This window comes from Streptomyces sp. NPDC001515 (assembly GCF_053597115.1).
The window spans coordinates 163879-176254 of the sequence record NZ_JBSFHN010000005.1 but is presented as its reverse complement, the minus strand read 5'-3'; the positions used below and the strand labels follow the sequence as shown (position 1 = coordinate 176254).

Below are 12376 nucleotides of genomic sequence, written 5' to 3'. Positions count from 1 at the left end.
GCTCCACGCGCCTTCGGGGCAGCGGAAGGCGCAGGTCAGAGCATTGTTACGTTCCCATCATGGAACCATGGACGGCCCATCACGCTGGGTGGTGATCGTGGGACCCATGAGCTACGCAACGCGGCCCCGGGCCGCCCTGCGGCTGCGCGCCGCCACCCTGATGACCCTGCCCGTCCTCGCGCTCGCGGCCGCCTGCGGCGACGACTCCGGTGCGGGGAACGAGAAGAACCCGCCCATCGCCGACGTCCCGTCCGCCGGCCCCTCCTCCGGGACGCCCGAAGCCCCCGAAGGCACCGTGACCCCCCGGCCCACCGCCAAGAGCGCCTACTACGACGCCCAGTTGACGTACGTCCGGTGCATGCGCACCAAGGGCGGCTACAAGGACTACCCCGACCCCAAGCTGAGCGGATATCTCGACTGGGTGAAGATCGAGAAGGTCGTCGAACGATCCGGCGAGCAGGAGGCGTGGAAGGGCGGCAAGAACGGCGTCTGCGTCCCCGAGATGCAGGCCGCCATGGACGTGGAGCCCGAGGTCGACCAGCAGAAGGCGTACGAGTCGATGCTCGCCCACGCCACGTGCATGCGGGACAACGGCGTCTCGCGTTTCACCAACCCGACCATGAACGGCGGCCAGGCCATCCCGGGCGGTGACCCGAATCCGGCCTCGCCCGTCCTCGACGTCGGCTCGCCCACGTACAAGAAGGCGCAGGAGACCTGCCGGCCGAAGCTGATCGACAGCGTGGAAGGCATGCAGTGAGACGACGCACCGTACTCCTCGCACTCGGCACGGCCGGAGTCGTGGCCACTGGAGGCGTGCTGCTGATCGGCGAGGGCGGCGGCTCCGAGCCGGCCGCCGGCGTTGGTCTGCCGCCCGCCACCGCCGCCGTCGTCCGTACCGACCTCGTGCGGTCCACGACGGTCGACGGGAAACTCGACTTCGCACGGCGCCGCCCGGTCAAGGCCGCCGTCGAGGGCACCGTCACGGTGGCCGCCACCGAGGGTTCCACGGTGACCGCCGGCCAGGCGCTGTACGAGCTGAACGACAAGCCCGTCACCCTCCTGCGCGGCCCGGTCCCCATGTTCCGCGAGATGAAGAACGGCGACCGCGGCAGCGATGTGCTGCAACTGGAGCGCAACCTCAGGGAGCTGGGCTACGGATCGGGGCTGTACGCCGACGTCTGGTACGGCCCGGACACCGCGGCCGCCGTCGAACGATGGCAGAAGTCCCTCAACCGGCAGCCCACCGGCCGCGTCGGCGCCGGCGATGTCGTCTTCCAGCCCGGACCGGTCAAGGTCGTCTCCGCCGACGCGGCTCTCGCCGACCGTGTGGCGCCCGGCGACACGGTCCTGACCGTGGCCTCTCCCCAGCCCGTCGTCCGGGCCGAACTGGACACGACCGAAGCCGCGTTGACCGCCTCGGGCACCAAGGTCGAGGTCACCCTGCCGAGCGGGCGGACCGTCACGGGCAAGGTCGCCGGCACGGTACGCCCCGAGGCGGGCGCCTCCGAGGACGCGTCCCAGGAGGGCATCACCGTCGAAGTCGTCCTGGACGGCGGGGCGAAGGCCGCCTCCGGCGAGGACCCCCGGGCGGGCGCGAGCGTGCGCTTCGTCAGCGAGGCGCGCACGAACGTCCTCGCGGTTCCCGTGGAGGCGGTCGTGGCCCTGCGGGGCGAGAACGGCGGCTACGGACTCCAGATCGTCCAGGGCACCACGTCCCGGATGGTACGGGTGGAGACGGGCATGACCGCCGACGGCCGGATCGAGGTCAGCGGCGCCGGACTGCGAGAGGGGATGAAGGTCGGGGTGGCGGCGTCATGACGGCACTCCCCGCACCCCGGACGCACGGCCCGGCCGCGCCCCCGGAGCCGCTGGTGGTCGAACTGCGGGGTGCCACCAAGTCGTACCCCGGGGGCGTCCACGCCCTGCGCGGGGTGGACCTCGCGGTGACGGCCGGCGAACTGCTCGCCGTCGTCGGCCCGTCCGGCTCCGGCAAGTCCACGATGCTCCACATCATGGGCACCCTCGACAAGCCCACCAGCGGCACGGTCAGGATCGCCGGATACCCCGTGGCCGAGCTGTCCGACGCCCGGCTCTCGGCCCTGCGGGCCCGCCACATCGGCTTCGTGTTCCAGCACTTCCACCTGGCGGCCGGCCGCGACGCGGTGGACAACGTCGCCGACGGGCTGCTGTACGCGGGGATACCGCGCGCGCGACGGCGCGTGCGGGCACGGGAGGCACTGGCCACGGTGGGACTGGACCACCGGGCCTCGCACACGCCCCACGAACTGTCCGGAGGCGAGAAACAGCGGGTGGCCATCGCCCGCGCCCTGGTGGGCGAGCCCCGGCTGCTCCTGGCGGACGAACCCACCGGGGCGCTCGACACCGCGTCCGGCGGGATCGTCATGGAGCTGCTGCGCGAGCTCAACGCGGGCGGCACGACCGTCTGCGTGATCACCCACGACCAGGAGATCGCGGAGGCGCTGCCGCGGCGGGTGCGCTTCAGGGACGGGGAGATCGTGTCGGACACGGGCCGCCCGTCGCCTCCGCAGGGGCACGGAACCCGCGCGCCGGAGGGGACGTCATGAGAGACGGTCTCCGGCCCGCCCGGCTCTCGCCCGGCGACGTCCTGCGCGTCGGCGCCGTGGGGCTGCGCGCGCGGCGCGCCCGGGTGGTGCTCTCGGCGCTCGGTATCGCCATCGGCATCGCGACGATGGTCGCCGTGGTCGGCCTGTCCGAGTCGAGCCGCGCGGACCTGATGGCCCGGCTCGACCGCCTCGGCACCAATCTGCTCACGGCGGAGGCCGGCAGGAGTCCCACCGGGGAGGAGATCAAGCTCCCGAAGAACGCGGTGGCGATGGTCCAGCGGATCGGCCCGGTGCGGCAGGCCACCGCCTCCGCCGACATCGACGCCCGGATCCGCCGGAGCGACGTGGTCCCCGAGGAACGCTCGGCGGGCGTCACCGCCCAGGCGGTCCGCCGCGACCTCCTCGCGGCTCTCGGCGGCGAGGTGTCCCGGGGCGTCTGGCTGGACCCGGCTTCCGAACGGCTGCCGACGGCGGTGCTCGGCTCTCTCGCCGCGCGACGCCTCGGCATCACCCGTACCGGCGAGACGATCATGATGAACGACACACGGGTCGCCGTCGTCGGGATCCTGAAGCCTCTCGAACTGGTCCCCGCCCTGGACCGCGTGGCCATGGTCGGATTCCCCTCCGCCGAAAGGTACTTCGGCTTCGACGGACATCCGACCACCGTCTTCGAGCGCTCCACCGACGCCTCCGTCGAGGACGTACGGGCGATCCTGGCCCGCACCGTCGACCCCGGCCGGGAAGGCGGCATCAAGGTCTCCCGTCCCTCGGACGCGCTGGCCGCGAAGACCGCCACCGACGAAGGACTGACCACGCTCATGCTCGGACTGGGCGCGGTGGCCCTGCTGGTCGGTGGGGTGGGCGTGGCCAACACCATGGTCATCTCGGTGCTGGAGCGCCGTCAGGAGATCGGCCTCAGACGCGCGCTGGGCGCGACCCGGGGTGCGGTCCGCCTCCAGTTCCTCACCGAGTCGCTGTTGCTCTCCGCCCTCGGCGGGGTGACGGGCGCGCTCCTGGGCACGGCCGCGACGTACGGCTTCGCACGCGTCCAGGGCTGGACGGCGGTGGTCCCGCCCGAGTCCTTGGCCGGGGGTGTGGCGGCGACTCTGGTCATCGGCGTGATCGCGGGACTCTATCCGGCGGTCCGGGCGTCCCGCCTGCATCCCACGGTGGCCCTGAACACCTCCTGACAGTCGTGCCGAGCGCCGCGACAGGGCGGGCCTGCGGCACCGAAACCGAGCAGGTCGGTGCGGCAGTGAAACAGGGCGGGAGTACGGCGCCGAATCCGGGCGGCGCGTACGGGAATCGACCGGTTCGCGTGGCCGAAGGCCGTCAGACGGATGTGGCCGACGGGCGGGTTCTCGCCCGTCGGGTCGCGCCCTAGACTGCGACCGCTCCGCAACCGGGCGATCTTCTGGAGGGTGTGCAGCATGGGCCGAACTCTCATGACCGCGGTGGTCGCGGTGGCACTGGTGGCGTCCGGGGGCGGCGTCGCCTCCGCCTCAGGTTCCGGCTCCGCCTCCGTCACCACGCCGCGCACCACGCACGGTCCGTGCCAGTACACCGAGACTCCGGACGAGCCCGCGGCGCGTCGGGTTCCCCTGCCGCGCGATCCACGGCACACCCCCGCGCACGGCACCGTACCCACGACGGTCCGCACCAGCCAGGGCGCGCTCCCGCTGCGGCTGGACCGGGCGAAGGCTCCGTGCACCGTGCAGAGCTTCGTGCACCTGGCGCGGCACCGGTTCTACGACCGGACCGTGTGCCACCGGCTGACGGCGTATCCCACGCTCAGGGTCCTCCAGTGCGGCGACCCCAGCGCCACGGGCGAAGGCGGACCCGGCTACACGTACAAGGACGAGCTTCCCGTGGACCTGCCGACGGTGCCGGGCGACACGACCGGCACCCGCCGCCTCTACGGCCGCGGCCTGCTGGCGATGGCCAACGCCGGTCCGGACACGAACGGTTCGCAGTTCTTCGTCGTCTACGGCGACTCCGTGCTGAGGCCGGACTACACGGTCTTCGGCACGGTCGGCGCCGACGGTCTGAAGACGCTCGACAAGGTCGCCGCCGGCGGCATCGTGCCGACCGCGGAGAATCCCGCGCCCGTCGACGGAACGCCCGCGCTGCGCACCGAACTGCTCAGCGTCCGGCCGTCCTTCCGGCACTGACGCACGGCCCCGGCCGGCGCGTCCCCACCACGCGACCGGCCGGCGGGCGGGCCCCTGGTTCTTGAATTCCGTGCCCGGCCCTGTTCTCCGCCCTCCCGCAGCGGCACCACCGGGCCCGCCGGTGCGAGCGGCCGGCCCGCCGACGCGTGGTCCCCGAGCGCCCCGCGCGCCCCGTTCGCGTTCACGTGACGGTCGTGGACCGGCCCCCGTCCCCGAGATCCGCGTTGTCAGTGGCGGCACCTAGAGTCTGTCTCACTCGTCACGGTGAGTTGCCGCCGACGGGTTTCATCAGCGTGCCGCCGGTCCGGCGGCCGTCGGGAACGACGGGGAGAACAGCGCATGGGGTGGGTTCCTGCGGGCGACTACGAAGTCGCCCTGGAGGCGGGCAAGGTGGTCTGCCGCAATGAGAAGGGCCGACGGCTGAAGTCCGTCCCGGCCAAGCTGAAGGACGACCCGGCGGTCGTCGGCCTCCGGCAGCTGACCGAGTGGCTGACCCGGCACGAGCAGCGGTGCCTGACGGACGTCGAGCAGTGGATGGTGCGGTCGCTGCCCGTTCCCACGGCCGTGCTGGCGCGGGTCTGGCCCGATCCGGCCTGGCAGGAGGCGTTGCGGGACACGGTCGTCACCGGGGCCGACGGCGGCGTCGCCGGATTCCTCCGCGACGTCGACCCGGACCGCGGACTCGGCCTCGTCGACCTGGACGGCGACACGGTCCGCATCACCCCGGACGTCGTCAGCGTGCCGCACCCGGTCCTCCTCGACGACCTGGAGGACCTGCGCGAGTTCGCGGTCGAGCTCGGCGTGAGCCAGAACGTGGAGCAGCTGTTCCGCGAGGTGTGGCGCCGGCCGGAGGGACTGGCCGCCGACACCACGTCCGTGGACACGTACGCGGGCGGTGTCTTCAAGGAGCTGCGCTTCCTGCACGGCCGCGCCACCCAGCTCGGCTACCGGGTCCGCGGCGGATACGCGGTGTGCCCCGTCGTCGAGAACGGGACCACGGCGGAGGCCCGCATCTGGATCGGTGAGCACGACGGTTACGACGCCTACGACACCGAGACGGGTCCGCTGGGCTGGACCGACCCCACGGGACGCGCGCTGACGGCAGCCGAGGTCGGCCCCGTCGCGTGGTCCGAGGGCATGCGCATGGCGGCGGCGCTCTACGCCGGCCGTGATCTGGAGGACGAGGAGCAGGCGGCATGAGCACCACGACGACGAACACCCACACGACCACGACGGCCGGCCCGCCGCAGCCCCGCAGCCCGCTGGGAGAGCCCTTCACCGACGCCCGCGCCGCGGCCCTGCTGGACGCCGGCGCGATCCTTCCGGCCGGCACCACCGACCGGGACGACGCGGACGCCCTGACCGCACGCACCTACACGCACACGGCCCTCGGCGACCGCCCGGTGGTCAGGCTCGTGCCCGGCACCCTCGGCGAGGCCGAGGACCTGGCCCTGGACTTCCTCGGACTGGCCCGGACCACCGAGGCCCCCGTGGTCGGCCAGGTACGCAGGGAGACCCTGGGCTTCCCCGCCTGGGCCCTCGTCAACGACCCGGCCAACGGGCACCACGCCCTCGCGCTGGTCAAGGACATCGAGCGGCTGGGCCGCCAGGCCAAGACCCGCGCCGGAGCGGCCAAGGACGGCTTCGACGCCCTGGGCACGCGCCTGGGCCGGGCCGTTCCCCACTTCCTCCCCACCTATTACGAGCAGGTCGCCCGCCTCTTCCTCCAGGCCGAGAGCACCAGTTACGCCGCCTCCTTCTTCGGCAAGGCCCGCGAGGCCGAGCGGGTCCACGGACTCGTCGTGGACGAGGACCGGCAGCGAGCCGTCTTCCTGGAGTTCGCCTTCGCCGGCGCGCTGACCGTCAAGGCGCTGCGCCAGTACGTGCGCGACCTGGTGGCCCGGCTCGCACCGGAGGACGCCTGGGCCCAGTTCCGCCGCCTGCTGGTCGAACGCTGCGCGGCCGGCATGCCGCCCTACGCCGCGCTGCCCCAGGACGTACGCGCCCTGGTCAAGGCCGCGGGGCTGGACCAGGACGCCGCCGAACGCGACCTGGTGGCCGATCTCATCGACTCCCCGGGCGTCGTCCGCGCCCCGGCCTCGTTCTGGACGGCGTACCGGCCCGCGCTCCTCGCCCTCGCCCGGCAGGACGCCGCCGTACGAGCGCGACTGCTCGGCTTCTTCCCGGAAACCTTCAGCGAGAGCGGCAAGGACACCGAGGGCGAACGCGGCTGGCTCGCGCTGCTGGCGGAGTCCGGCGCCGAAGAACTCCTGACCGCCCTCCCGGACGCCCCCGAGGACGAGGGGTCCGCCATCGAACGGCCCGTCTCCCCGGCGGACTGGCTCGCCCGCTGGGAAGCACACCGCCGCCGCAACCGGGCCACCGCGGGCCGCAGCCCGCACACCCTGGAGCTGGTCGCGCGGATGGCGGACCGGCTGCGCGCCGACGGGCGCCCCGTCGAACTGTTCCAGGGCCGCTGGCAGCGCAACGCCGACCTGGACCTCCTCGACCTCTGCCTCGCCTCCGGCGTCCCCGTCGCCGAACCGGACGACCTGGACTCGGACCACGCGCAGAGCCCCGGCGTCCCCTTCGTCATCTGGTTCACCGACACCACACCCGGCGCACGCGACCTCGCCGCCGTCGCCGCCCGGCCCGTCTTCCGGGACCTGCTGCGCCGGACCATCGGCGCGATCGGACACCGCCACGGCCAAGCGCTCGACACCGCCGCGCTGACGCGGCTGGCGCAGCACCCCGTCCTCCGCGAACTCCTCAAGGAATGGCTGACCGCCGGCGCCGAGGAGTACCGTGACGCGGCCGGACTCCCCGGCCTGCGCACCGCCCTCCACAAGCTCTCGGCCTTCCGCGCCGTGGCCGCCGACGTCGCGCCGGAGGCGGTGCGCGTCATCAAGGAGCGCGACGTCCCGCCCGTGCTGGCCGCCACCCTGCGCACCGGCATCCCCGACGAACTCGGCTGGCCGGCCCTGGACGAGACGTACGCCGAACTGGTCGCCGAGACCGAGGCCGCCAACCAGCGGCGCCACGGATCGCAGGGCGTCCGCATCACCGGGGCCTGGCCCGCACTGATCCTCCACACCCCCGAGCGAGCCGTCGTCGTGGGCCCGGAGGGCGTCCTGCTGCACCACACCCTCCAACTGCCCGGCCCCGTCGACCACTGGCGCGCCCTCGCCTTCCGCTACGTCGACGGCGAACTGCTCGTCATCTGGTGGGACGAGGGCAAGCAACGCGGCTACTGGTCCCACCGCCCCACCGAGATCTTCACCGTCACCGGCGAACAGACCCCCCGCTGGGGCGGCTACAGCTCCACCGACGAGGTCTGCGTCCCGCTCCCCGGCGGCGGCCGCGCCACCGGCGGCAAGGCCCTGCACGCCGGGGACACCGTCCTCCCGCCGCAGCGCCCCGTCATCTCCGACGGCACCGGCCACTGGCGCGAGGGCCGGCAGGGCACCCAGCACGTCTGGCTGGAGTACGACCCGGCAGCCGGCACGCACGGCCGCGCCTCCCTCCCCGCCTTCCTCGCCTCCGCGGTGCGCGACGGAGCCAGGCTGCTCACCGGCGCGTGCCAGGTGCTGCCGCTCCAGCCCGGCCTGGAGACCACCCCGTTCGGCACCGACGGCACCATCCTCGGCCGCTGGGTCCGTCGCACCGTCACCGAACCGGGCACGGCCGACCCCGCCGACGGGCACCGCATCGTCGCCGGCACCCCCGACGGGCGGACGGTCTCCCTGCCGCACCCGCTGCCCGACGGCAGCGCCCCGGTGCCGCTCGGCACCCTCGCCCTGCCCGGCGGAGCACGGCCGGTCGTGGCGCTGAACCAGCGCACCGTGCAGGCCCACCCCGCCGACACCGACGGCACCGGCGGCACCCTCTGGTCCGTCACCCCCGGCACCTCCGGCGACAACGACGCCGCCGGCACCCCCTACGTGCCGCCGCTCGCCTTCTGGCACGCCCTGCGCCCGAGGGACGAGCAGGGCTCCGCCGCCCTGCGCGCCATGACGGACACCCGGGCGGGCGAGCTGTTCGGCGCGGTCGCCGAAGCGCTCGCCCGCCACCACCGGGCGTTCCGGGAGGCCGACGACTACACCGGACCCTCGGCGGCGGAGATGACCCGCGACGCCGTCGCCCGGCTGCTCCCCGAAGTGACCGACCCCCGGCTCCTCGAGGGCGTCACCTCCTTCGTCCGGACCGCCGTCGACCGGTCGCACTCGGCCCGCCGGTACGTGGAACCGCCCGCGCCCGCGCAGCCCGCGAAGCCCCGCGACACCGCCCGCACCAAGGGCATGTTCTTCGACCGCGAGCCCGAGCACGCCGACGACGAGACCCTGCGCACCGCCTCCGCCTGGGGCTCCGACCGGATGTACGGTGGCTGGTGGGGCGGAGGGAAGCGGTGGAGCGCGATCCAGCAGATCCTCGCCGTCAACCATGTGCTCGGCGGCGCACCGGCGTTCGGCCGGGAGATCTCCTCCAAGGTCCCGTTCACACCCGCGGACGGCTGGCAGCGCGACGAGTACACCGTGCCCGGCGACGCCGCGGCCTGGACCATGGCCCTCGACCTCCTGCCGGAGCTGGTCTTCCGGGCCGCTTCGGAGACCACCCCGCCCGAGCACCGCGCCGGGCTCGTGGAACTCCTCGACACCCTGGCGGCTGGCCCGCTCGCCGGTCCGGCGGGCACGCTCCGACGGATGGACCTCGTCGAGACGGTGCCCGAGGCCGCCGGGTCCAGCGGCCGGCCCGAGTCCGCCCAGCGGCTCGGCCACGTGCTGCGCAAGGGCGACCGCACCGTCGTCATCATCGCCGACCGGGGCCGGTACTACTGGAGCGACGAGGTGCGCTGGTGCGCCCTGGAGCACGACCCGAGCGGCGCCTTCGGCCCCGTCCCCGGCTTCACCGTGGACCGCGAGCACGTGTACCGCCACGGCATCTCCCGCGACCGCCTCACCCGGTACACCTCCCTGATACGGGTACAGGGACCGGCCCCCTGGCGTCCGGAGGCCGCCGAGGCGTTCCACGAGGCCACCGGGATCGGCGCCCTCCAGTCCGTCGCCCTGCTGTCGGCGGCCGTCAGCGAGCCGGGCACCGACGCGCTCGCGCTGCTCGGCGTCAAGACCCGTGCCTTCGAGGCTGCCCGGTCCAGGGTCGATGCCCTGCCCCACGACGAGCAGCACGCCGTTCTCCAGGCCCTGCTGCCCGAGGACCCGGCCGCGCTCTGGGCCACCGGCCCCGACGTCCGGGCCGCCGCCGACGTCTGGAAGGAGCGTCTGTCCTCCCTGGTCCGCGTCCCCGAGGAACTGGACCTGGACCTGTCGGGCACCTCCCACGAGTCCGTCGACCTGGTCCTGAACACGGGCTCCCGGAAATGGCTCACCCGGAGCATCGACGCCGCCGACGGCACGGGGAGCAAGGGCCTGCTCCGCGTCGGCGCACGGAGCGAACTGACCTCCGCCTACACCGCGCTGCGCGCGCTCGCCTATGCCCTGCCGTACGGGCACCCGCTGCGGGCCCACCTGCCCGTCGGGCTGGCGGCGCTGCGCGACCGTCTGGCCGACCCCGCCCTGGTGCTGGAACTCGGCATGGACTGGACCGAGTCGGGAGGTTCGATCGGTCCCGTGATCCGTGCCGCCCACGGACTCCCCGAGTCCGGCGGCGCCGGCCCCGACGGACTGGTCCGCGCGGGCGAGGCCCTGCTCCTCGCCCCCGGCCACGGCGACAGCGAGAAGCTGCTGATCCGCCCGGCCGGTCTGACCGGCCCCGACGACCCCGCGTTCGGCCTCGTCGAGGGCACGGTCGGCGGTCACGGCACGGAGGACCTGCACGCCCTGCGCGCCCTCCTGGCGGCGGACGCCGACACGATGGTCTCGGCCGGTGCCCCGGACGGCACCCCGCACCACCCGGCCCAGGACCCCACCCGCACGGTCCCGGAGCTGGTGGCCGAGGCCGCCGGGACGCTCGGGCTGAGCGCGGACGCCGCCGCCCTCTACCTGATGCTCCTGGCCCTGCCCGATCCGACGGACCGCAACTGCGTCCGCTGGACCGGGTGGAAGCCCGCCCGCGTCAAGAAGGCCCGCGCCGAACTCGCCGCCACCGACCTGGTCGTGGAGGCGAAGCGCTCCCGGGCCGGCCGCACCCTGTTCCTCCCCTGCGGCTGGATCGAACGATCGGCACCCGGACTGCCGCTGGAGACCTGGAAGGAAAACCTGTACCCCGTGGCGGGCAGCTCCCGCACGCTCCCGCACCTGTCCGTGCCCGCGCTGTACGAAGTCGCCTGGGCACGGGTCCGGGGCGGCGACGCGCCCGGCTTCGAGGAACTGGACACCCGCGCGTCCCGGAAGGGCCGCCGCCGATGACACACGACACCACCGCCATGAACGACACCACCAGGAACGGCACCCCTCCCATGAACGGCCCCACCGCCCCGGACGGAGCTCCCGGCCGGGCCACCGCCCCCGGCCCGGAGCAGCACCGCCAGGTCACGCCGCCCGAGGACCGCTACGCCACCGAGCTGGCCTTCCTCGCCGCCCACGACGCCGGACCCCGGCCGCCCGGCTGGCTCCTCACCCCGAGGGCCGTCGTCACCTTCGTGATGGGCAGCGCGGGCGAGGCGCTGAGCCTGCCCAAGGGCACCCGTCCTGCGGACGGAATACCACCGCGCCTGGTGATCGAGCAGAAGTTCGTCGGCGAGCGCGCCCTGGTCGAACGGTGCGTGGTCACCCTCGCCGGGGAACGCGGACTCCTCCTCGTGGGCGAGCCCGGCACCGCCAAGTCCCTTCTCTCCGAGCTCCTTTCGGCGGCCGTCTGCGGGACCAGCGCGCTCACGGTGCAGGGCACGGCGGGCACCACCGAGGACCAGCTCAAGTACGGCTGGAACTACGCGCTGCTGCTCGCCCAGGGCCCCACCGAACAGGCCCTGGTGCCCTCACCGGTGCTCACCGCCATGACCCGGGGAGCCGTCGCCCGCGTCGAGGAGATCACCCGCTGTCTGCCGGAGGTCCAGGACGCCCTGGTGTCCCTGCTCTCCGAGCGCCGCATCGCCGTACCCGAACTCGCGGGCGGCCCCGGGGCCCAGGTGCACGCCGCCCCCGGGTTCACCCTCATCGCCACCGCCAACCTGCGGGACAAGGGCGTCTCCGAGATGTCCGCCGCGCTCAAGCGCCGCTTCAACTTCGAGACCGTGGGTCCCATCGGGAACGTGGACGCGGAGACCGCGCTCGTACGGAGCCAGGCGAAGGCCGCCGTCGAACGCGTCGGCGCCGCCTACCAGGTGGACGACGCGGTCCTCGAAGCCCTGGTCACCGCCTTCCGGGACCTGAGGGAGGGCCGTTCCGTGGAGGGCTGGGAGGTCGAACGCCCCTCGACGGTGATGAGTACGGCGGAGGCCGTCTCCGTGGCGGGCGCCCTCGGACTGGCCGCCGCCTACTTCCCCGGCGACCGGGACGTCCTCTCGCTGCTGCCCGGCCACCTGCTCGGCGTCGTCCGCAAGGACGACCCCGCGGACGCCGCCCGGCTGCTGGGGTACTGGGACGGTCCGGTCCGCAGGCGCGCCGAACAGGGGACAGCCACCTGGCGCGCCCTGTGGGACCTGCGCGCGGTCCTGGAGAACTGAGC

At 74.0% G+C, this 12376-nt stretch carries 8 protein-coding genes; all 8 read left to right on the top strand.

Translation table 11 applies throughout. The features are described from left to right. Positions 1-106 precede the first annotated feature (106 nt). Entirely contained in the window at positions 107-757 is a 651-nt protein-coding gene (locus tag ACWCXC_RS08430) for a hypothetical protein (protein WP_450887492.1), read from the top strand. Continuing rightward, entirely contained in the window at positions 754-1818 is a 1065-nt protein-coding gene (locus tag ACWCXC_RS08425) for a peptidoglycan-binding protein (protein WP_450887490.1), read from the top strand. The genes ACWCXC_RS08430 and ACWCXC_RS08425 overlap by 4 nt, the downstream gene beginning before the upstream one ends. Further along, complete coding sequence (locus ACWCXC_RS08420; protein WP_450887488.1) at positions 1815-2585, top strand: ABC transporter ATP-binding protein; 771 nt, start codon at positions 1815-1817, stop codon at positions 2583-2585. Before ACWCXC_RS08425 ends, ACWCXC_RS08420 begins: the two co-directional genes overlap by 4 nt. Beyond that, on the top strand, positions 2582-3775 hold the full coding sequence (locus ACWCXC_RS08415; protein ID WP_450887486.1) for an ABC transporter permease: 1194 nt from the start codon (positions 2582-2584) through the stop codon (positions 3773-3775). The genes ACWCXC_RS08420 and ACWCXC_RS08415 overlap by 4 nt, the downstream gene beginning before the upstream one ends. 240 nt (positions 3776-4015) lie before the next feature. After that, complete coding sequence (locus ACWCXC_RS08410; RefSeq protein ID WP_450887484.1) at positions 4016-4756, top strand: peptidylprolyl isomerase; 741 nt, start codon at positions 4016-4018, stop codon at positions 4754-4756. Positions 4757-5095: 339 nt separating this feature from the next. Beyond that, positions 5096-5956 (top strand): DUF4132 domain-containing protein, encoded by an 861-nt coding sequence (locus ACWCXC_RS08405; RefSeq protein WP_450685927.1) that lies wholly within the window; start codon positions 5096-5098, stop codon positions 5954-5956. Next, a complete protein-coding gene (locus tag ACWCXC_RS08400) occupies positions 5953-11118 on the top strand; it encodes a hypothetical protein (RefSeq protein WP_450887482.1) in 5166 nt (1721 codons plus the stop codon). The genes ACWCXC_RS08405 and ACWCXC_RS08400 overlap by 4 nt, the downstream gene beginning before the upstream one ends. Continuing rightward, positions 11115-12374, top strand: coding sequence for an ATP-binding protein (locus tag ACWCXC_RS08395; RefSeq protein ID WP_450887480.1), 1260 nt, complete (start codon positions 11115-11117; stop codon positions 12372-12374). Before ACWCXC_RS08400 ends, ACWCXC_RS08395 begins: the two co-directional genes overlap by 4 nt. Positions 12375-12376 lie beyond the last annotated feature (2 nt).